At 38.2% G+C, this 21,135-nt stretch carries 20 protein-coding genes; 17 read left to right on the forward strand and 3 right to left on the reverse strand.

The features are described from left to right. The first annotated feature begins 32 nt into the window (after positions 1-32). Both ACF8D3_RS13220 and ACF8D3_RS13225 read left to right on the forward strand, forming a co-directional pair. On the forward strand, positions 33-341 hold the full coding sequence (locus ACF8D3_RS13220; protein ID WP_004878666.1) for a type II toxin-antitoxin system RelB/DinJ family antitoxin: 309 nt from the start codon (positions 33-35) through the stop codon (positions 339-341). 97 nt (positions 342-438) lie between these two features. Further along, a complete protein-coding gene (locus ACF8D3_RS13225) occupies positions 439-882 on the forward strand; it encodes a GNAT family N-acetyltransferase (RefSeq protein WP_004878665.1) in 444 nt (147 codons plus the stop codon). On the opposite strand, the gene ACF8D3_RS13230 is transcribed toward ACF8D3_RS13225, so the two are convergent. Continuing rightward, positions 874-1,596, reverse strand: coding sequence for a pseudouridine synthase (locus ACF8D3_RS13230; protein ID WP_392471799.1), 723 nt, complete (start codon positions 1,594-1,596; stop codon positions 874-876). The two genes, ACF8D3_RS13225 and ACF8D3_RS13230, sit on opposite strands and share 9 nt — an antisense overlap. A gap of 244 nt (positions 1,597-1,840) precedes the next feature. On the opposite strand from ACF8D3_RS13230, the gene ACF8D3_RS13235 reads away from it, so the two are divergent. Together ACF8D3_RS13235 and ACF8D3_RS13240 are read left to right on the forward strand one after the other, a co-directional pair. Next, positions 1,841-2,356 carry a glycine zipper 2TM domain-containing protein gene (locus ACF8D3_RS13235; protein ID WP_007478843.1) on the forward strand — a complete coding sequence of 172 codons (516 nt, stop codon included), beginning with the start codon at positions 1,841-1,843 and terminating at the stop codon, positions 2,354-2,356. 125 nt (positions 2,357-2,481) lie between these two features. Further along, on the forward strand, positions 2,482-3,483 hold the full coding sequence (locus ACF8D3_RS13240; protein ID WP_392471801.1) for an LLM class flavin-dependent oxidoreductase: 1,002 nt from the start codon (positions 2,482-2,484) through the stop codon (positions 3,481-3,483). Between the two features lie 69 nt (positions 3,484-3,552). Here ACF8D3_RS13240 and ACF8D3_RS13245 read toward each other — a convergent pair whose 3' ends face one another. After that, a complete protein-coding gene (locus tag ACF8D3_RS13245) occupies positions 3,553-5,631 on the reverse strand; it encodes an EAL domain-containing protein (RefSeq protein WP_392471803.1) in 2,079 nt (692 codons plus the stop codon). Between the two features lie 331 nt (positions 5,632-5,962). Then, positions 5,963-6,799 carry a pyruvate, water dikinase regulatory protein gene (locus ACF8D3_RS13250; RefSeq protein ID WP_004878655.1) on the reverse strand — a complete coding sequence of 279 codons (837 nt, stop codon included), beginning with the start codon at positions 6,797-6,799 and terminating at the stop codon, positions 5,963-5,965. Between the two features lie 158 nt (positions 6,800-6,957). Here ACF8D3_RS13250 and ppsA point away from each other — a divergent pair, with 158 nt between their 5' ends. From ppsA to dnaB, 13 genes are all read left to right on the forward strand, one after another. Then, positions 6,958-9,336 carry a phosphoenolpyruvate synthase gene (gene ppsA, locus ACF8D3_RS13255; RefSeq protein WP_004878653.1) on the forward strand — a complete coding sequence of 793 codons (2,379 nt, stop codon included), beginning with the start codon at positions 6,958-6,960 and terminating at the stop codon, positions 9,334-9,336. A gap of 66 nt (positions 9,337-9,402) precedes the next feature. Continuing rightward, a complete protein-coding gene (locus ACF8D3_RS13260) occupies positions 9,403-10,167 on the forward strand; it encodes an RDD family protein (protein ID WP_007478839.1) in 765 nt (254 codons plus the stop codon). A gap of 297 nt (positions 10,168-10,464) precedes the next feature. Further along, entirely contained in the window at positions 10,465-11,517 is a 1,053-nt protein-coding gene (gene cyoA, locus ACF8D3_RS13265; RefSeq protein ID WP_392471804.1) for a ubiquinol oxidase subunit II, read from the forward strand. Positions 11,518-11,520: 3 nt separating this feature from the next. After that, positions 11,521-13,512, forward strand: a complete 1,992-nt coding sequence (cyoB, locus tag ACF8D3_RS13270; RefSeq protein ID WP_004878648.1) for a cytochrome o ubiquinol oxidase subunit I — start codon at positions 11,521-11,523, stop codon at positions 13,510-13,512. Positions 13,513-13,516: 4 nt separating this feature from the next. After that, positions 13,517-14,137 carry a cytochrome o ubiquinol oxidase subunit III gene (cyoC, locus tag ACF8D3_RS13275; protein WP_004878646.1) on the forward strand — a complete coding sequence of 207 codons (621 nt, stop codon included), beginning with the start codon at positions 13,517-13,519 and terminating at the stop codon, positions 14,135-14,137. Next, a complete protein-coding gene (locus ACF8D3_RS13280; RefSeq protein ID WP_004878644.1) occupies positions 14,137-14,466 on the forward strand; it encodes a cytochrome o ubiquinol oxidase subunit IV in 330 nt (109 codons plus the stop codon). Before cyoC ends, ACF8D3_RS13280 begins: the two co-directional genes overlap by 1 nt. A gap of 10 nt (positions 14,467-14,476) precedes the next feature. Further along, the gene (gene cyoE, locus ACF8D3_RS13285; RefSeq protein ID WP_004878642.1) at positions 14,477-15,355 is read left to right on the forward strand and encodes a heme o synthase; all 879 of its coding nucleotides are present in this window, start codon (positions 14,477-14,479) and stop codon (positions 15,353-15,355) included. An 86-nt stretch (positions 15,356-15,441) separates the two neighbouring features. Then, a complete protein-coding gene (locus tag ACF8D3_RS13290; RefSeq protein WP_392471806.1) occupies positions 15,442-17,553 on the forward strand; it encodes a hypothetical protein in 2,112 nt (703 codons plus the stop codon). A gap of 45 nt (positions 17,554-17,598) precedes the next feature. Then, on the forward strand, positions 17,599-18,297 hold the full coding sequence (locus tag ACF8D3_RS13295) for a DUF3142 domain-containing protein (protein WP_392471807.1): 699 nt from the start codon (positions 17,599-17,601) through the stop codon (positions 18,295-18,297). 130 nt (positions 18,298-18,427) lie between these two features. Then, the gene (gene rpsF / locus ACF8D3_RS13300) at positions 18,428-18,811 is read left to right on the forward strand and encodes a 30S ribosomal protein S6 (RefSeq protein ID WP_004878637.1); all 384 of its coding nucleotides are present in this window, start codon (positions 18,428-18,430) and stop codon (positions 18,809-18,811) included. 11 nt (positions 18,812-18,822) lie between these two features. Beyond that, complete coding sequence (rpsR, locus tag ACF8D3_RS13305; protein WP_000090661.1) at positions 18,823-19,050, forward strand: 30S ribosomal protein S18; 228 nt, start codon at positions 18,823-18,825, stop codon at positions 19,048-19,050. Between the two features lie 9 nt (positions 19,051-19,059). After that, the gene (gene rplI, locus ACF8D3_RS13310; RefSeq protein ID WP_004878635.1) at positions 19,060-19,506 is read left to right on the forward strand and encodes a 50S ribosomal protein L9; all 447 of its coding nucleotides are present in this window, start codon (positions 19,060-19,062) and stop codon (positions 19,504-19,506) included. Between the two features lie 170 nt (positions 19,507-19,676). Beyond that, entirely contained in the window at positions 19,677-21,122 is a 1,446-nt protein-coding gene (gene dnaB / locus ACF8D3_RS13315; RefSeq protein WP_004878633.1) for a replicative DNA helicase, read from the forward strand. Positions 21,123-21,135 lie beyond the last annotated feature (13 nt).

The following is a 21,135-nucleotide window of genomic DNA, read 5'->3' on the forward strand; positions in this document are numbered from 1 at the left end:
ACGATAACTAAAAATATTTGGTCTTATTCTTCATGCGAAAAACAGAAGTTTATCAGGTTCGACTTGATTCTCAGGAAAAAAAACAAGCTTTTGCTGTCTTTAAACAGCTAGGGATCTCCCCTGCCCAAGCCGTACGTCTTTTCTTCAAACAGGTGGTTCTGACGAAATCAATTCCTTTTGCAATTGAAAATCAAAATATAAATATGGAACAGTTGCTCAAATTGCGAAAATCTAAGAATGCCGCAAATGCTGAAAATCCATCTTCTATCGACGTTGAAGACGACCATGAAGATTTATTTGAAGAGTTGAATGCACTTTTAGGTGAAAGTGACAAAACTTAACAATGTTGCATTTATACACAAGTTTCTATTTTTTAAGCTGAATTTTTTCGCTATCCTGTCAGTCCAAATAAAATTATAAGTGTAAGGATGACTTAGGATGATTGTTAAAAGGGCAACTCAAGAAGATCTTCACCAACTTGCGACCTTATTTGATGAATACCGCCAATTCTACGGCGCATCTTCAAATATCAAACAATCTTATCAATTTTTAAAACATCGTTATGACAATAAAGACAGTGTTATTTTTATTCACGTAAAAGATGATGTCTTCACAGGTTTTGTACTTCTATATCTCGCATTCTCTTCAGTTGCATGTGAAACCTATTATGTCTTAGACGATGTTTATGTCACTCCTTTCTACAGACAACAAGGTTCAGCAAAACAATTAATTGATACTGCTATTCTTTTTGCTCGCCATGAAAATGCGCTTCGAATTAGTTTAGAAACTCAACGGAATAATCTTGAATCTCATCGCCTTTATGAGCAAATGGGTTTCATCCGCGATGACGAATTCAATACCTTTCACTGCTTTTTAAAGTAAAGCATCTTCTTTAGAAATATTTTGGCTCAATAGCTTTTGAGCGGGTGTTAAATACATCCATTCACCTTCCTCTAAGTCAGGGAGAATAAGTGAGCCAACTTGATTTCGATGTAGCTTTTCTACTTTATTTCCTACTGCTGCCAACATCCGCTTTACTTGATGATAAACACCTTGATGAATAGTCATCGACAACTGATATTCTGAAAATAGCTCAACATCAGTTGCTGCAAACACTCCTTTGTCATTACGTAACTCTACGCCCTGCTCTAATTGTTCTCTCTGCTCTGAGGAAACTGGATCTGCTGTAGTCACATGATAGACCTTAGGTACATGTTTACGCGGATGTGTTAAAGCTTGAAGATATTGACCATCATCCGTTAAAAGTAGCAACCCTGTTGTATCCTGATCCAAACGACCTACGCATTGAATACCACGATGAATCAAAATCTCGGGAAATAAGCTAAAAACACTCTTATGATGTGTTGCTTGATGCGAACACTCATAACCACTCGGTTTATTTAAAACAATATAAACGTGTTCTCTGAATTGATATTGCTCACCAAAGACCTGAAAACTGAGTTGATCAGTACTAAAGTTCTGTTTTGGATTATCACAGATATGCTGTTCAACCATTACAGAACCATTTTTGATCAGTTGCTGGCAATATTTTCTCGAACCAAAACCTTGAGACTGTAAAATTTTTTCCAGCAACATATGAAGAACCTAAATCAAACTTAATTTATTGTACTCGATTCACTTTAGTTTCGTTGCCTGCTTTCTATTCATTCTTTTTTATAATTTCTTCACAATCTCTTCACTTGTAATAGAACACATACAAAAGCATCGTCAAACTATCTCATTCCAGATATTGCACTCCATATTTTCATTAAAAAGTATTGTTACATTTGCATCAAGTTAAAAAGAATGCTGTCCAGAACAATGGATAAGGAGTTTCACAATGAAATCGAATATTTGGTTATGTGGTGCAATTTTAGCAACTGCCTCAATGATGAATGTTGCCCATGCTGATAACTCTACACGCGTTGCAGCGACTTCAGCTTTAGGTAGTGTGGTTGGCACAGCAATTGGTCAGCAGCTTGGCGGTCAAACAGGCGCTATGCTTGGTTCTGCAATCGGTGGTGCCGGTGGTGCCGCCGCATCAAGTAATAAACGAGATCGTACAGAAGCAGCTATCGGTGGTGGTTTAGGTGGTGTAGGTGGATATACCGTTGGTCGTAACATGGGTGGCACGAATGGTGGTTATATTGGTGCTGCGATTGGTGCTGCTGGTGGAGCTGCATTAGGTCAAAAAGTTGGTCAAGATCGTGATGCTGATCGTCGTTATAATGATCGTTATGACCGTCGCTATGACAATCGTCGTTCTTACGATGATCGTCGCTACTATAATTCGAACTCTCGTCATAAATACCGTCATGACAATGGCTTGCACCGCGGTTGGTATAAAAACCGTTAATCTATTTTTTCTCAAAGCACCTACGGGTGCTTTTTTTATTACTTCAGAATAAATATCGAAAAATAACGATATACAAAATTCCACACATATCGTATTATTACGATATAAAGTATTGAGTATTTATTATGAAATCACTGCAAGATTTAAAGTTCTCTATTTTAGAATTAGCTCCAGTTAGAGATGACAAAAGTATCGAGTTTTCTCTAAGACATGCACTTGAATTAGCGCAACATGCTGAAAAACTAGGTTATGAGCGCTTTTGGTTAGCAGAACATCATAATATGGATGGTATTGCCAGTTCTGCTACAGCAGTTTTATTAGGCTTTATCGCTGCACATACTCAAAATATTCGCTTAGGTTCGGGCGGCATTATGCTACCTAATCATGCTCCACTCGTTGTTGCAGAACAGTTTGGAACTTTAGCCACACTTTATCCTAATCGATTTGAACTTGGTTTGGGTCGTGCTCCTGGAACAGATCCGTTAACAATGAGAGCCTTACGTCGAGGAAGACAAGAAACTGAAGATCAATTCCCTCAAGACGTTATGGAGATTTTGCAGTATTTTAAAGCACCTCAAGCAAACCAAAGAATCATTGCTACGCCTGGGCAAAATACTCACGTTCCAGTTTGGTTATTGGGTTCTAGTCTGTTTAGTGCACAACTCGCAGCTAAACTAGGATTACCTTACTCATTTGCATCACATTTCGCTCCTAGAATGCTAGGTCAAGCGATTCAACTATATCGCGAAAATTTCCAAGCCTCTGAATATCTAGATAAACCTTATGTTTCAATGGGAATCCCCTCTGTTGTAGCTAAAACTGATGAAGAAGCTCAATACCTAGCGACCAGCTCGTATCAACGTATTTTAAATTTAATTCGTGGCCATAGTTTAAAGTTAAAACCACCTATTGAATCGACTGAGGGTTTAGCAACAAGTGCTGAACAAATGGCGATTCAAAACTTCTATGCAATGGCTCAAATTGGATCACAACAAACAGTCAAAACAAGTCTAGAAAAGATCGCTGCGCAATACGATGTTGATGAATTTATCTTTACTTGTGATATTTACGATACGGATAAGCGCTTAGAAAACTTTAGCTTACTAATGGATATTAAAAACACATAAACTCAAATCATGAATAAGGCTTATTGATCAATAATAAGCCTTATTCATAACAAAACTAACTGTCTTCATTTAAATAGCCTGCGTAAGCATTTGTTTTGCACGTTGCATATTGACGGCTTGACTAAACAAATACCCCTGTCCCATAGTACATCCAGAACTTTTTAATAATTCTAATTGTTCTGTATTTTCAATTCCTTCTGCCACAATATCTAAAGAAAGTTTTGGTCCTAAAGCTACGATTGCCTGCACAATTGCTAAGATAGCTTCATCCTGATTCATTCTTCGAATGAAATCACAATCAATTTTTAAGCAATCTACAGGATAATCTCTCAATCTTGTTAAAGAAGAATGCCCTGTTCCAAAATCATCCAGTGCGATACGTACACCATGTTGTTTTAATAGGTTTAACGCTCTAACAACATAGTCTGAACCACGATCATCCAATATATGCTCTGTAATTTCGATCTCAATTAAATGATGTGGAATCTTATATAAATTTAATCGATGCAATAAACGTTCAGCATAATTGTCTTTTAGAAACTCTACTGGTGCTGCATTAATCGAAATAGGCACGATCTCAAGCCCTTGCTCCATCCAAATAGACATATCTTTAAAGACTTTATTTTGGATTGCATCACTGATTTTTGTAGCGAGTGCATAATCTTGAAATGCTTGTTCAACATTACTTGGGGAATGCACTTGATGATCTGAAGTTTGCCATCTAAGTAATGCTTCAAAACCAACGACTTTGCCATCACTCAAACGAACTTTAGGCTGATAAAATGGAATAATCAGATCATCTCGAATAATATGACGGGCTTCATTCAATTGAATTGCGATGTTTTGAGCTGCGATCTGCATATGTTGATTAAACATTCTAAAACCGCCGCGCCCTGTCGCTTTTAAATCATTTAAAGCTGTATCGGCACATTTCATCAAATTAACAGAGTCTTTAGAGTCTCGTGGGTAAATTGCACAACCAATACTCATGCTGCCATTAATTAGATTTCCCGCATAAGTAATAGGTGCATCCAACTGTTTGCCAACCTCAATTGCAATACGCTCAAGCTCGCTTTCTGAATCAATACCATTTACAACGACAGCAAATTCATCCCCACCTAAACGCGCGACAAAAGTATTATCAGGGAGAATATTTTCAATACGTTTGGATAAAACTCGCAATAAATGATCACCAGCTGCATGACCCAATGTGTCGTTGACGTGTTTGAAATAGTCCAAATCCAACAACATTAAGCCCATTAATTTTTTATTGGCTTTATGCTTATGTAATGAACGTTTAAGTTGTAATTTAAAGAAACGTCGATTGTATAAACCCGTTAGCTCATCTAACTCGCTAGCTATACGTAAGCGCATCTCGGTTTCTCTTTGTGTTGTCACATCACGAGACATACACAATACACATTCCGTTTGGCCTTGATCATTTAAAATCGGTGTGAGTAAATTATCCCAATATTGTATTTTTTGCCCATTTTCACTCATACCACGGAAACGAGCAGTTTTACCTTGCAATGCAATTTTTAGTGCTCGAGTTGCTTTTGTTCGAATTTCCTGCGGTAAAAGTTCAATCCATTTCATCCCAAAAGTATGATGACTTTCGGGGATATTCAATGCAGCGCAACCAGACTTATTAACATGTAATAAAGATCCATCTACTTCTAACAGTTTTATACAGTCAACACTGGTATCCAACATATTAGTTTGGGCATGAATATATTTTACGAGGTTTTGTTGAAATTGTTTTGTCTCATGAATATCAACACTATTCACAAACCAATAACCTGCTTGATCTGAGCATTGTTCTACAAATTTTGCAGAAATTAAAAACCAGCGATACGCGCCAGTATGATGCTTCAGTCGACATTCAACCTGTATTTGAGATTTTAATGGTAATGCTTGAGACCATTCACTTTGGAAGACATCTAAATCATCGAGATGAATCAACTCCATCCATTCTTTTACAAGAGATTCAGATTCATGAAAACCAAGATATTCCTGACTAATCTTATTAAAGAAATATGCATCGCCTTGCTCTGTAAGTAACCAGACTAAGCTTGGAATACTATTGAAGACTTTTTGTTGAGTTTCATTCATTTGATGAATAAATTGTAAAGATGAAGCTAGATTCATATGTTGCTCATTCAACTCCGCAAGTTTAGGTTCCTGATGGAATGCCCCCACTGAAAAGACGACGAGCCAGAAATATTATTTATATACTGGCAATTTCACAACAAGATTTAAATCACCATTATTATATCAAAATGTGATCCATTTATCATTATTTATAGAATTATTACAAGCAATTAAAATCACTTAATTTTTCCAATTAAATTTCAAATAATTATAAAATTTTAATATCTCATTCGATGATGAATGCTAAGTTTTATAACGAATCATTTACGTATTCAACACAAACAAAAAACGCTAACCAAGTGATTAAAATTGATTAGCGTATTATTCATTAACCTATACGACGTTTTAAACCTGTCATTTGCAACACACGAGTTGAGATTTCCTCGATCGACATTTCAGTAACATTCAAGTATTTAATGCCTTCAGAAATATAAATTCCTTCAATTGCTCGCAATTCCATTTGACATTGACTAAAACTTGCATAACGGCTATTTGCCTTACGCTCATTGCGGATTGCAACTAAACGTTCTGCATCAATCATCAGACCAAAGAGTTTATGTTTATGCTCTTTCAAAACTTTAGGTAGACGGTTGTCATCTAAGTCTTCTTCCGTCAAAGGATAGTTTGCTACACGAATTCCGAATTGCAATGACAGATAAATAGAAGTTGGAGTTTTACCTGAACGAGACACACCAATTAAAATAATATCAGCTTTATCATAATGACGTGTTCTAGCACCATCATCGTTATCTAATGCAAAATGAACCGCATCAATACGCGCTTTATAATATTCTGAATCGGTTACCGCATGGGTTTGCCCAACCAAAGTTGTTGGCGGAATTCCAAGTTCTTGTTCAAGCTTACTAATTAATCCCTCGAAGACATCCAAATTTACGGCTTTAGCTGTATTAATAATTTCACGAACATGAGGATCAACCAAAGTATCAAAAACAAGTGGCAAAGAGCCATCACGATTTTGACAAGTATTAATCTCCGCAACGACGTTCATTGCAGCTTCTTCAGTTGTAATATACGGCATGATATGAATATCAAAATCAACGTTCGGAAACTGTGCAAGTAGTGAATGTCCAAGGGTTTCTGCTGTAATTGCTGTCCCATCTGAGATAAAGAATACGCTCCGTTTAATTTGTTTACTTTCGGGCATCAAAATTCTCCTTAAACATTTGTCTTAGTGCTCTATAATCTTTATAGTAAACTCATCTAACATGACTGTCGCTTAGTAAAACACTAATTCTAAGCACTTTCGTATAATTTCATACCAATGATGGTCATTCATACTGCAAAAAAAGTGGAGTAAATACTTTGGAAGCGCGCGTAATCGGTCTGGAAAAATTAGGAAAACACGATGTCGAACTCGTAGGTGGGAAAAACTCATCTTTGGGTGAAATGATCAGCCATTTATCCAATGCTGGTGTATCGGTACCAGGCGGCTTTGCAACTACTGCTGCTGCCTATCGTGAGTTCTTGGATCAGAGCGGTTTAAACGCTCGCATTCAGGCTGAACTTGCACAACTTAACGTAGATGATGTTATTGCACTTGCTGAAACAGGTGCCAAAATCCGTAAATGGATTGTAGACACGCCGCTTACTAACGCATTAGAAAAAGAAATTCGCGAGGCTTTCGCAGCACTTTCAAACGGCAACCCAGACATTGCTGTTGCAGTACGCTCTTCAGCAACTGCTGAAGATTTACCTGATGCTTCTTTCGCAGGACAACAAGAAACTTTCTTGAATATTCGTGGTATTGATAACATTCTTATCGCGATCAAAGAAGTATTTGCATCTTTATATAATGACCGCGCAATTGCTTATCGTGTACACCAAGGTTTTGAACACAGTGTTGTTGCTCTTTCTGCTGGCGTACAACGTATGGTTCGTTCAGAAACTGGTGCTGCTGGTGTAATGTTTACACTTGATACAGAATCTGGTTTCCGTGATGTGGTATTTATTACTGCATCTTACGGTTTGGGTGAAATGGTTGTACAAGGTGCAGTTAACCCTGACGAATTCTATTTATCAAAACCACTTTTAAATGGTGGTAAACACGCTGTTTTACGTCGCAACCTTGGCTCTAAACACCAAAAAATGATTTATGGTGAAGAAGGTGCTGCTGGTAAATCAGTTGTTGTTGTTGATGTTGAAAAACCTGAACGTCAACAATTTGCATTAAACGACCATGAATTACATGAACTCGCAAAACAAGCGCTGATTATCGAACAACACTATGGCTCACCGATGGATATCGAATGGGCAAAAGATGGTGATGATGGCCAAATCTATATCGTTCAAGCACGTCCAGAAACAGTAAAAAGCCGTCAAAATGTTGGCACAATGGAACGTTACCTGTTAAAGCAACGCGGTACGGTTATTTGTGAAGGTCGTTCAATCGGTCAACGTATCGGTTCTGGCAAAGTACGTGTTGTAACTTCTATTAAAGAAATGGATAAAGTACAAGACGGTGATGTACTTGTATCTGACATGACTGACCCAGACTGGGAACCAGTAATGAAACGCGCAGCTGCGATTGTAACTAACCGCGGTGGTCGTACATGTCACGCAGCGATTATCGCGCGTGAACTTGGTGTACCTGCAATCGTTGGTTGTGGTAACGCAACAGAAGTATTGACTGATGGTCAAGAAGTGACTGTTTCTTGTGCTGAAGGTGATACAGGCTTTATCTATGAAGGCGCGTTAGACTTCGAAGTTCAACGTAACTCTATTCACTCAATGCCTCAACTACCGTTCAAAATCATGATGAACGTTGGTAACCCTGACCGCGCATTTGACTTTGCTCAAATTCCAAATGAAGGGATTGGCCTTGCGCGTCTTGAATTCATTATTAATCGTATGATTGGCGTGCATCCAAAAGCATTGTTGAATATCGAAAGTCTTCCTCGTGAAACTCGTGCTGCTGTAATGACACGTACTGCTGGATATTCTTCACCAATCGAATTCTATGTAGAAAAATTGGTTGAAGGTATTTCAACTCTAGCTGCTGCTTTTGCTGAAAAACCAGTCATTGTTCGTATGTCTGATTTCAAATCAAATGAATATGCAAACTTAATCGGCGGTAAGCTTTACGAACCAGAAGAGGAAAACCCAATGTTGGGCTTCCGTGGTGCGAGTCGTTATGTTTCTGACAACTTCCGTGATTGCTTTGAACTTGAATGTCGTGCGTTGAAAAAAGTACGTGATGAAATGGGCTTAACCAATGTTCAAATCATGATTCCATTCGTTCGTACTGTTTCTGAAGCAAAACGTGTTATCGAATTGCTTGCTCAAAATGGTTTAAAACGTGGTGAAAACGGATTAAAAGTTATTATGATGTGTGAATTACCAACCAATGCTTTATTGGCTGAACAATTCCTTGAACATTTTGATGGCTTCTCAATCGGTTCAAATGACTTAACACAATTAACACTTGGTCTAGACCGTGACTCTGGTATCGTTTCTCACTTATTCGATGAGCGTGATGCAGCAGTAAAAGCTCTCCTTTCGATGGCAATTCATGCTTGCCGTAAAGCTGGAAAATATGTGGGCATCTGTGGTCAAGGTCCATCTGATCACCCTGACCTTGCAAAATGGCTCATGGAACAAGGTATTGAATCTGTGTCACTTAACCCTGATTCAGTGCTTGATACTTGGTTCTTCCTTGCAGAAGAGCAAATCAAGAAAGCCTAGTCTTTTTTAAAAAAAGACCCTTTCGTGGGGTCTTTTTTCATCTTTAGTCTTTGAGATTTTTAAATTATGCAAATTTACTTGGCTCGTAACAATCAACAAGCTGGACCTTATAGTTTAGAACAAGTGAACCAAATGCTTTCTAGCCAACAAGTCTTACTCACTGACTTAGTTTGGCATGAAGGTATGACCGAATGGAAAACACTTGGCGAATTAACTCAAGGAAAACTTGTATACGAACCTGTAGGTTATTCACCTTTCAGTACCCAAATTAAAAATGAAACTGAGAATACTGCTTTTAATATTAAAGTTGAGCAGAAAGCACCTGTGCCTGAGTTAGCTTCTTTTGCTTCTAGAGCCTTAGCTAAAGTTTTGGATCTCATGCTTTGGTTACCTATGCTTGCAATTCCATCTTTCTTTTTTAATGAAAGTCAGTACAAAGAATTATTCGACATTCAAAAACAATTGCAAGCGACTGAAGTTGCATCAACTAAAGCAGTCGAACTACAGCAACAAGTCATGCACTTGATTCCAAATGAAGCATGGATGAGTATGTTTGCTTATTTGATTATCATGCTTATGATTCAAGCATTCTTTATCGCAAAATCCGGGCAAAGTATTGGCAAAAAATTAGCAAAAATTAAGATTGTTGATATTGAGACTTCTACTCCTGTGTCAGTGATTCGTGCTTTCTGGCTGAGAAGCGTTTTATTCATTATTTTAAATATGTTGTTTATGCCTTTTATCACGATTATCGATTATGCATTGGGCTTTAGTAAAAATCGTCAAACATTGCACGATAAATTGGCAAAAACCAAAGTGATTAAGCAGTAATCACAAATTTATAAAAAAAGAGGAATTATTCCTCTTTTTTTATATATTAAATTGATATCTATAGAAAAAAACAAGAGTTACATGACAATCCCTACAATATAAATCGGGTTTTAAAACAAGTATTTCAAGGTACTTTATGAGTAGCTTACTTTTTCAATATGAGGCATAATGCCCAACAACGTAGCGGTGTCGCATGATTGCTAAGCATTTCACAAAAAATTCTTATCAATCATGCGACACTTTAATCGCTATCCCATAATTTAATTAGGGAATGGGACTCTTCACCGAGGTTGTAAAATGAGACAAACGATTTTAGCTGTATTGTCTTTATCAACGATGGCTGCACTCTTGACTGGGTGTGGCGGTGATATGGTACTTCTAAACAATAAAGGTCCAGTTGGTCAAGGTCAAAGTAACCTGATGATGACTGCGATCTATTTAATGCTATTGGTGGTAATTCCATCAATCGTAATGGCATTATGGTTTGGTTGGAAATATCGCGCATCGAATAAAGAGGCAGACTATAAACCTACTTGGGCACACTCTACGACAATTGAGATCGTTGTTTGGGGTGTTCCTGTCATTATTATTGGTATTTTAGCTTGGTTAACTTGGTGGGGTTCCCACAAGTACGACCCTTACCGTCCGTTAGAATCAGATAAAGCACCATTGACTATTCAAGCTGTCGCTGAACAGTTTAAATGGATTTTTATCTATCCTGAGCAAAACATTGCAACGGTAAACGAAGTACGCTTCCCAGAACAAACACCAGTAAGCTTTAAGATCACTTCTAACTTTACGATGAACTCGTTCTTCATTCCACAGTTAGGCGGTCAGATCTATGCAATGGCGGGTATGCAAACTCACCTTCACCTATTAGCTGATGAACCAGGTGTATTCCGCGGTTTCTCTGCAAACTATTCAGGTTACGGTTTCTCTCAAATGCGCTTTAAAGCTCATAGTGTGACTGAACCAGAATTTGCACAATGGGTTGAAGCAGTTAAGGCTGGTAATGGCACAAGTATCAATCCTGAAGCAATTCAGAAAGGAATACTTGACCAAGCTGAATTAGCGACACTTAAAGACGGTGATCGTTCTAAACACCAGATTGAGATTTTAGTAAATCGTGCTAAAGCTGCTGGTGATGAAGAAGCTCTTGCTAAAGCCGAAGCTATGAAACCGTTCCCGAACAAGCCACACCCAGTGACTTATTACTCTTCAGTTGAACCAAAATTGTTTGAAACAATTATCAACCACTATATGAGTAATTATCACGGTGCTGATCACTCTGCTGGCCATGCAATGGCAGAAACTCATGCTGCAGCTGAACATGCTGCTCAAGGGGAATAAGACATGGATATGATTTTTGGCAAACTAGGTTGGGACTCTATCCCAACAGAGCCGATTGTACTCGTTACCATGGTCATGATGGCTCTTGGTGGAATTGCAGTGCTAGGCGGTATCACCTATTTTAAAAAATGGGGATATTTGTGGAATGAGTGGTTTACATCTGTAGACCATAAAAAGATCGGTATCATGTATATCATCGTTTCTGTTGTCATGCTTTTGCGTGGTTTCGCAGATGCGATTATGATGCGTCTACAACTTTTCCTCGCGAAAGGCGGCGGCGAAGGTTATCTACATCCTGACCACTACGACCAGATCTTCACCGCGCACGGTGTCATCATGATCTTCTTCGTGGCAATGGGTCTCGTTGTCGGTATGATGAACATTTCTGTTCCATTACAGATCGGTGCTCGTGACGTAGCATTTCCATTATTAAACTCTTTAAGCTTCTGGTTATTCGCAGGCGCTGCTGGCTTAATGATGGTTTCACTTGTATTAGGTGAATTCGCTGCAACAGGTTGGATGGCTTACCCTCCTCTCTCTGGTATTCAGTATTCTCCTGGTGTTGGTGTTGACTACTATATCTGGGCATTACAGGTTTCTGGTCTAGGTACGCTTTTATCTGGTGTTAACTTCTTTGTTACCATCATCAAAATGCGTGCACCTGGCATGAAATTAATGGATATGCCTATTTTCACGTGGACTTCACTTTGTACGGCTGTATTAATCATTGCATCATTCCCTGTATTAACAGGTACACTTGCAATGCTTACTTTAGACCGTTACTTCGGCTTCCATTTCTTCACAAATGAGCTTGGCGGTAGCCCAATGCTTTACGTGAACTTGATTTGGACATGGGGTCACCCAGAAGTATATATCTTAGTATTACCAGCATTTGGTCTTTACTCAGAAATCGTTGCAACCTTCTCTCGTAAAGCGTTGTTCGGTTACAAGTCTATGGTGTATGCAACTATCGCGATTACTGTACTTGCGTTCGTTGTATGGCTTCACCACTTCTTTACTATGGGTGCTGGTGCGAACGTTAACGCGTTCTTCGGTATCATGACCATGGTTATTGCGATTCCTACAGGTGTGAAAATCTTCTCTTGGTTATTCACTATGTATAAGGGTCGTATCACGTATACAACACCTATGCTTTGGACACTTGGTTTCCTTGTGACTTTTGGTATCGGTGGTTTAACTGGTGTACTTATGGCTGTTCCACCTGCGGACTTCCTTGTACACAACTCATTATTCTTGATCGCTCACTTCCATAACGTAATTATCGGTGGTGTGGTGTTCGGTATGTTTGCCGGCATCATCTTCTACTGGCCAAAAATGTTTGGTTGGAAGCTCAACGAAGCATGGGGTAAAGCTGCATTCTGGTTCTGGTTCATCGGTTTCTATTTTGCATTCATGCCACTTTATATCCTTGGTTTCATGGGTATGACTCGTCGTTTGAATACATATGACAACCCTGAGTGGGACCCATACTTAGCAATTGCGTTGTTTGGTGCTGTTCTTATCGCTATTGGTATTGCATGTTTCTTAATGCAAATCATCGTTGGTTTCTTACAACGTAAGGACAACATGGACCATACTGGCGATCCATGGGATAGCCGTACCCTTGAATGGGCGACTTCGTCTCCTGCTCCATTCTATAACTTTGCGCATGTACCAGATGCTAGCGGTGTTGACCGTTTCTGGACTGACAAAGAAAATGGTGTAGCATACGCGCGTAACACTAAATATGAAGATATCCACATGCCGACTGATCGTGCTGCGGGCTTCGTCATTGCAATGTTCATTACTGTTCTTGGTTTTGCATTAATTTGGCATATTTGGTGGCTTGTCGTTGTTTCATTCGTTGCTGCTGTAGTTAGCTTGATCGTAAGCTCATTCACTAAGAATGTTGATTACTACGTTCCTGCTGCTGAAGTTGAGCGCATTGAGAATGAACGCTACGCGTTACTTGAAAAACACTTGAAGAAGGACTAAGGAAATGGCTGAAGTACTTCATCACGACAACCACGGCCATGATGGTCATCATGAACATGATGATACTGACTTAACGGTCTTTGGTTTCTGGACATACTTGATGAGTGACTTGATTCTTTTCGGATCACTCTTCATCGCATTTGCTGTATTAAGTAGTCATATTCCACCGGGCACACCAAGTCCAAAAGAATTATTTGGCGAGTCATTAGGTTTTGTACTTACTGAAACTTTTGCCTTATTGATTTCTTCGGTTACTTTTGGTTTTGCTGTACTTGCATCTTATAAAAAGAATGTAAATCAAGTAATCACTTGGTTATTCATTACATTCCTTTTCGGTGCATCGTTCATTGGTATGGAAGTCTATGAGTTCCATCACCTTGTACACGCAGGTCATGGTCCAACTCACAGTGCATTCTTATCATCGTTCTTTACTTTGGTTGGTACACACGGTATCCACGTAACTTCTGGTTTAGTGTGGATGTTGGTATTGATGTATCAAATCAAAAAGAATGGTTTGACATTACCGAATACACGTCGTCTTGCTTGCTTAAGCTTGTTCTGGCACTTCCTTGACATCGTTTGGATCTGTGTATTCAGCGTCGTTTACTTACTGGGAGTTGTCTAATGAGTAGTCATGACCATAATGCTGCAGGTGCATCACACGGTAACTTCAAGCAATACACTGTTGGATTTATCCTATCTGTTATCCTCACCATCATCCCTTTCGGGATGGTGATGGCTGGCGGTTTCAGTCGTGGCATTTTAGTTACAGTAATTGCAATCACTGCTGTTGCTCAGGTTCTTGTACAACTTGTGTACTTCTTACACATGAATACATCGTCTGAACAACGCTGGAATCTTATTGCATTTATCTACACAATCTTATGTATCGCTGTACTCTTAGTCGGCTCTGTGTGGATTATGAATTACTTACACTACAACATGATGATCTAAACTGATTGTCATGTGGAAAAAGTATTTATTCCTGACTAAACCAGGAATTCTCTTCGGTAATTTTATTACCACCTTGGGCGGCTTCTTCTTAGCCGCCCAAGGCTCTATAGACTGCCTCTTATTATTACTTACACTGATTGGAACAACTTTTGTGGTTGCCTCTGGTTGTGTCGTAAATAATGTAATTGATCAAGATATCGATCAAAAAATGCAACGCACCATGAACCGTGCACTTGTTAAAAAAACGATTTCCCCTACTGTTGCGATGTTTTATGCATTGGTCTTAGGTGTGATTGGATTTAGCATTCTTTGGTTCTATGTGAATGCTTATGCTTTTTTATTCGCTGTGATTGGTTTTGTTGTCTATGTCGGTTTTTATAGTTTGTGGACAAAACGTACTACAATCCATCAAACCGTCATTGGTAGTATTTCTGGAGCGAGTCCTCCTGTTATTGGTTATACGGCTGTAACGCATCAGTTCGATATGGCGGCCTTGTTGATTTTTGTTGCATATGCCTTATGGCAAATGCCACATTCTTGGGCAATCGCGATTTATCGTTTTGATGACTACAAAAATGCAGGTGTACCAATTTTACCCGTAGCACGTTCTATTCTTAGAACAAAAATTGAATCACTGATTTATGTGGTTTTATTTACACTTGCTATGAATGCACTATATTTTTATGGATATACCAATATTATTTTCTTGGTGATCTGTAACTTATTATGCGCATATTGGTTCTATATTGGTGTTTTAGGATTTAAAGCTGAAAATGATCAGCTTTGGGCAAAGCGCTTTTTCTTATTTTCAGTAATTTTAATTACTGTGATCAGTTTGAGTTTTAGCTTTACTTTCAAAAGTCCTGCACCTATGTTCCCTCTTTTCTAAAAAAGATAGAGGATATCTCTATCTTTTTATTCTCTGCTTCTATTGTTATCATTTTGCTGAATAATTAATTAATATTTATCACCATAATGAATCTACATAAAAATCTAATCTCAAAAGCTATCATTTATTCGTGCTTTTCATTCATTGCTTATCATAGCCATATTGCATATGCAGGTGCGGATATCACTTGTGAACCTGATTTCGCTATGAATAGCAATGAATATCAATCTTGCAGCAATTTACCCATTCTCTACCCAGCCAATGATAATCAAACCAATATGTTGTTATTGCTCAGCGATTCAGGCTTAGCAACGATTGCACCATTATCTGCTGATCCAAATTTATGGGATGCTTTTTATGGCTCAGTTCCATTTGAAGCCTCTTCTTTCCCTTATGTTGTCAGTAATAAAATTCCAAATCAAAGAAAACAACTTGATAGTGACGATACGTTTTTTGATGAACGCTGCGCAACATTAAGTTCAGGTAAACAAATTTTTATTTCCCAAGTAAAAAAACAAAAATTAATTCCTGAAAATGAAAAACAAATTTTGATTCAAGCGAGAGAAAAAGTAGATCAATGTGGTGACAAAATTGAGCTAATTGCGGTAGACCCAAATTGGTCTGTAACCACTAGGCAATATGCATCTTATCTCAATGCCAGCATTTTATTTTATAAAGCAAATTATGTAGCAGCTACTAAAATATATACCGTTCTTACAACTGTTGAAGATGCTTGGCTAAAAGAAACTTCGCAATATATGCTCATTCGTACATCGCTTAATGCCGCTTATGCAACTGGCATGAATCAATACGGCGACGTTAATTTAGACAAAATTAACGCCCCTCTCATAAAAGCCTTTTTAGATCACATTAGCACCTATTTAAAGACCTATCCAAATGGGCAATATGTCGCGAGTGCCCGTGGTTTTATGCGTCGTGGTTTTTGGCTTGCTGGACGACAAGATTTACTGATTAATGAAATTGTATGGCAAATCCAAAATCCAAAATCAAAGTTTTACAATCTAACGGTCAATCAACTCCCTGCTGAAGTTAACCGCCGTATTTTTGAAAGTAGGAATTTCGATCCCAAACAGCTCAAAGATCCATTCTTTTTGGCAACCTATGATCTCATGTATATGAGAAAATCATCCTCTGATCAATATCGTCCAATTTCATGGACACAATTGAATGCTCAAAAGCCTTACTTCAAAGATCAGCAGGAATTGTTTCAATATTTACAGGCGACGCATCTATTCTTTATTCAAAATAAAGCCAAAGAAGCGCTTAGTTATCTTCCACAAGAAAGTTATACCGCTAAAAACTATTTGCAACTCAGTCAGATTTTTTTGAGAGGTCAAATTTTAGAAAAAACTGGGCAAAAGAATACTGCTGAAACTTACTGGGGACAATTACTTGCACATGCAAAAGATAACTATCAAAAATCGCTCTTTGAAACCGCTCTCTCAAATCATCTGAATGCAAAACAAGACTATTCTGCATTTATTGGTAAAACTGCAAAAATTAGCCAAGCAAATCTTCAAAGAAACTTTATTACTCTAGTTGCTGACGCAAAAAGCTTACAAGCGATTATCCAGTCAGATAAAAGCACGGTTGATCAGAAACAAGCTGCAACGTTTACTCTGTTAAGTAAAAGTTTAACCCACCAAGACTATGCATTATTCAAACAAACTTATGCTTACATGCCCAAAAATGCAGATCAATACCAAGGTTATAACAGCTCAAACGAACAATTAAAAAACAAGCCTGAATTTGCACAATTTATATGGAATGGAACAACAATTACGCCTCAACTCAAATGTAATCGTCTTGAAACGCTAATTACACAACTCATTTCCTCACCCAAAGATCCATTATTAAATGTATGTTTAGGTGAATATATTCGGAGTGAACAAGGATATTCATTACAGCAACTTACTTACGCCGAAAAGCAACATTCAAGTTTTTCTGGACAGATTTTTTCTCGTGGGCAAGTGTATAAAGACATTATCAAGTCTTCATCAAAAGGTGACTTGCAAGCTTATGCTCTTTATCGTGCTGTACAGTGTTATGCACCAAGCGGAATAAATGATTGCAATGATGCTGAAGTGAGTTCAATAACACGAAAAAATTGGTTTGATCGGATTAAAAAAGAGTATCCAAATACGTCGTGGGCAAAATCACTGAAGTATTATTGGTAAATCAATATGTTGAAGTTAATAAAGCTTGTTGCGTGCTTCTTTCTCATGTTTAGCATAAATGCATGCCAACCCACACAGTCAGCGACTTCAACAATTGATGCAAATAATTTTGACAGTTTCTGGATTTGGGGGGACATTAAAACCGCCCCTTATCTAATCAATGCAAAAGAGCTTTATATCTTACAAGGTGAGATTCGCTACGTTAAACAAAAGCAAAGTTCTATCCTTATTCCACAAGGTATTTCTGTTTTAAAACTCCCCCATCAAAAAATCTGGTTAGTGTTTAGGACTCATCATTTAAATTGGACTGAACAGGACTACCAAAATATTTTTAATCGTCTCGCTCAGTGGAAAAATCAAGGAAACAATATCATTGGTATTCAAATTGATTTTGATAGTAAAACCAAGAACCTTAGGGATTACGCCTTTTTTCTACAAAAACTGAGACATAAACTTCCACAAAACTATCAATTGAGTATTACTGGCTTGCTTGATTGGACTAATTTTAAAGATCAAACGACCTTAGCTATTTTTAGACAAAATATTAATGAGTTAATTATTCAAACCTATCAAGGCACAACCACGATTCCGAATTATTCACAATACTTAAAGCGAATTTCGACCTTAAAGCTGCCCTATAAAATTGGTTTTGTACAAGGTGGTCGCTATCAAAAAGATGTGAAATACACCAACGATCCCAATTTTAAAGGCTATGTGATCTTTTTGCTTCGATCAAAAACATGAATTAACTTGCGATTTTAGTGAAAGGTGTCTAAAATCGCAGCTTCGCAATTTGCGACATAACTTTTTTAGTTATGACTCCTTGCTTCTAATTTTTATATTTAGGGGCTGCTTAAACCGTAAGGAGCTGACAATGCGTCACTACGAAATCGTACTATTGGTACATCCAGACCAAAGCGATCAAGTTGTAGGTATGGTTGAACGCTATATCTCTCAGATCAAAGAAGCTGAAGGTCAAATTCACCGTTTAGAAGATTGGGGCCGTCGCCAATTGGCTTACCCAATTAACAAAATTCACAAAGCACACTACATTCTTATGAATGTTGAATGTGGTCAAACGACTCTTGATGAATTAGAAGAATTATTCCGTTATAACGACGCAATCATTCGTAACATCATCATCCGTCGTGAAAACGCAATTACTGAAGAATCTTTACTTGCTAAGAGTGCTGAAGAAAAACGTGCGCGTAAAGCTCAACGTGAAGAAGCACAACAAGCAGTTCAAGAAGCTGAATAAGGAGAACATCAATGGCACGTTTTTACCGTCGTCGCAAGTTCTGCCGCTTTACAGCTGAGAATGTTGCGTACATCGACTACAAAGATATTGACACTTTGAAACAGTACATCACTGAAAACGGCAAGATTGTTCCTAGCCGTATTACAGGTACTAAAGCTCGTTATCAACGTCAATTAGCGTTAGCAATTAAACAAGCTCGCTATTTGTCTTTGATTCCTTACACTGACAATCATAAGTGAGGTTGAGCCGTGGATATTATCTTATTACAACGCATTAAGAACCTTGGTAAATTAGGCGACAAAGTATCAGTTAAAGCTGGTTACGGTCGTAACTTCTTGATCCCTCAAGGTAAAGCTGTAGCTGCAACTGAAGCAAACACTGCTGCATTTGAAGCTCGTCGTGCTGAACTTGAAAAACAAGAAGCTGAAGTATTAGCTGCTGCGAATGCACGTGCTGAACAATTGAACGAAGTTAACATCGTGATCACTGCTAAAGCTGGTGACGAAGGTAAACTATTCGGTTCTATCGGTACTCGTGACATCGCTGATGCTTTAACTAATGCTGGTCTTGTTGTTGACCGTGCAGAAGTTCGTTTACCAAACGGTGCGCTTCGCCACACTGGTGAATTCAACATCGCAATCCAATTGCATCATGATGTTGTTGCTGAAGTTCTCGTTACTATCGTATCTGAGTAATTTCTGCAAAGAAAAGAGCATGTTTTACATGCTCTTTTTTTATGCCTAAAATTTAGGCTGTACTTTTTCACCAATTAAACAATTTTATTCCAATTAAACCCTCCTGTTTGAATCCATTTGGATTAAGATAGTCATTCATTTACGGTTTCATTTTTTTATTAGGTCTAGTTATGTCACAGGCAAATGCCAATTTTGCAAAAAATACTCCCAACACAGAGAGTAAAGTGAATGACTCAGGTCAACTCAAAGAATTCAGGACTCCCCCCCATAACCTTGCAATTGAACAAGCAGTTTTAGCAGCACTAATGACTGTTGCAGAATCATTTGAGCAAGTGGGTGATTTACTCAAAGAAAATGATTTTTACGCGACTCGCCACAAATATATTTATCGCGCAATTGAAAAGCTTGCTCAAGAAAACTCACCTTATGATGCTGTACTCGTTAATGACTGGTTGCTCAAGCAAAACCTATTAGATGCAATTGGTGGTGAAGAATATTTAATGCAACTCATGGCAGACTCCCCTTCAAGTTTTTATAACTTGGAAACCTATGCCAATAAAATTAAAGAATTCTCAACCCTACGCAGCATGATTAAAGTCAGTAGTGATATTTTACAAAATGCTTATGATACGAAAGGTCGACCTGTCAGTGAAATTTTAGATTTAGCTGAAACCAATATTTTTTCGTTAGCAGAACAGCACAATAACAATAAAAAGGATGCTGGCCCTAAATCAATTAGCTCCGTTACTGCTGATGTGATTAGCAAACTGGATGAACTATCCAAAATGGATGGCAATATCACAGGTCTTTCTACAGGTTTCCTTGAACTAGATAATAAAACCTATGGTATGCAAGCAGGTGACTTGATTATTGTTGCTGCACGTCCTTCTATGGGTAAAACAACATTTGCGATGAACTTAGTTGAAAGTGTTTTATTCAACTGTAATTTACCCGCACTGGTTTATTCAATGGAAATGCCAGCCGACTCCATTGCGATGCGTTTAATTTCTTCTTACGGCAAAGTTCACCAAGGACATTTACGTTCAGGGAAACTTGATGGTGATGAGTGGTCAAAAGTTACAGGTACGATTCTTCAACTTCAAGAAAAGCATTTGTATATTGATGATTCCTCAGCACTACCACCAACAGAAGTACGTTCTCGTGCACGTCGTATTGCAAAAATGCATGACGGTAAAATTGGCTGCATCATGGTCGATTATTTACAGTTGATGAAAGTTCCAGGTATGGGCGACAACCGTGTCGGCGAGATTTCTGAAATTTCACGAAGCCTTAAAGCTTTGGCCAAAGAAATGAATTGTCCTGTGATTGCACTTTCACAGCTTAACCGTAGTCTAGAGAACCGACCAAACAAACGCCCTGTTATGTCAGACTTACGTGAATCAGGAGCGATCGAGCAGGATGCCGATTTAATCATGTTCATCTACCGTGATGAAGTCTATAACAAAGAATCAAAAGAAGCTGGTACAGCAGAAATCATTATCGGTAAACAACGTAACGGTCCGATTGGTACTGTTCGTCTTGCCTTTGAAGGTCAATATACGCGTTTTAGTAATCTCTCGCCTGAGTTCTATGCTCAATATGATGACGAGGAATAATTTTTAATTTTTA

The organism is Acinetobacter sp. YQ_14 (assembly GCF_043102985.1).
In the GTDB taxonomy this organism is placed as follows: domain Bacteria; phylum Pseudomonadota; class Gammaproteobacteria; order Pseudomonadales; family Moraxellaceae; genus Acinetobacter; species Acinetobacter venetianus.

What these genes read in the sequence shown, in the direction of transcription:
- ACF8D3_RS13280 (WP_004878644.1), top strand. Translation starts at nt 14,137, where the DNA reads ATGAGTAGTCATGACCATAATGCTGCAGGTGCATCACACGGTAACTTC.
- cyoE (WP_004878642.1), top strand. Translation starts at nt 14,477, where the DNA reads ATGTGGAAAAAGTATTTATTCCTGACTAAACCAGGAATTCTCTTCGGT.
- cyoC (WP_004878646.1), top strand. Translation starts at nt 13,517, where the DNA reads ATGGCTGAAGTACTTCATCACGACAACCACGGCCATGATGGTCATCAT.
- ACF8D3_RS13260 (WP_007478839.1), top strand. Translation starts at nt 9,403, where the DNA reads ATGCAAATTTACTTGGCTCGTAACAATCAACAAGCTGGACCTTATAGT.
- ACF8D3_RS13290 (WP_392471806.1), top strand. Translation starts at nt 15,442, where the DNA reads ATGAATCTACATAAAAATCTAATCTCAAAAGCTATCATTTATTCGTGC.
- ACF8D3_RS13230 (WP_392471799.1), bottom strand. Translation starts at nt 1,596, where the DNA reads ATGTTGCTGGAAAAAATTTTACAGTCTCAAGGTTTTGGTTCGAGAAAA.
- ACF8D3_RS13250 (WP_004878655.1), bottom strand. Translation starts at nt 6,799, where the DNA reads ATGCCCGAAAGTAAACAAATTAAACGGAGCGTATTCTTTATCTCAGAT.
- ACF8D3_RS13295 (WP_392471807.1), top strand. Translation starts at nt 17,599, where the DNA reads ATGTTTAGCATAAATGCATGCCAACCCACACAGTCAGCGACTTCAACA.
- ACF8D3_RS13225 (WP_004878665.1), top strand. Translation starts at nt 439, where the DNA reads ATGATTGTTAAAAGGGCAACTCAAGAAGATCTTCACCAACTTGCGACC.
- cyoA (WP_392471804.1), top strand. Translation starts at nt 10,465, where the DNA reads ATGAGACAAACGATTTTAGCTGTATTGTCTTTATCAACGATGGCTGCA.
- cyoB (WP_004878648.1), top strand. Translation starts at nt 11,521, where the DNA reads ATGGATATGATTTTTGGCAAACTAGGTTGGGACTCTATCCCAACAGAG.
- ACF8D3_RS13240 (WP_392471801.1), top strand. Translation starts at nt 2,482, where the DNA reads ATGAAATCACTGCAAGATTTAAAGTTCTCTATTTTAGAATTAGCTCCA.
- ACF8D3_RS13245 (WP_392471803.1), bottom strand. Translation starts at nt 5,631, where the DNA reads ATGAATCTAGCTTCATCTTTACAATTTATTCATCAAATGAATGAAACT.
- dnaB (WP_004878633.1), top strand. Translation starts at nt 19,677, where the DNA reads ATGTCACAGGCAAATGCCAATTTTGCAAAAAATACTCCCAACACAGAG.
- rpsF (WP_004878637.1), top strand. Translation starts at nt 18,428, where the DNA reads ATGCGTCACTACGAAATCGTACTATTGGTACATCCAGACCAAAGCGAT.
- ACF8D3_RS13220 (WP_004878666.1), top strand. Translation starts at nt 33, where the DNA reads ATGCGAAAAACAGAAGTTTATCAGGTTCGACTTGATTCTCAGGAAAAA.
- rpsR (WP_000090661.1), top strand. Translation starts at nt 18,823, where the DNA reads ATGGCACGTTTTTACCGTCGTCGCAAGTTCTGCCGCTTTACAGCTGAG.
- ACF8D3_RS13235 (WP_007478843.1), top strand. Translation starts at nt 1,841, where the DNA reads ATGAAATCGAATATTTGGTTATGTGGTGCAATTTTAGCAACTGCCTCA.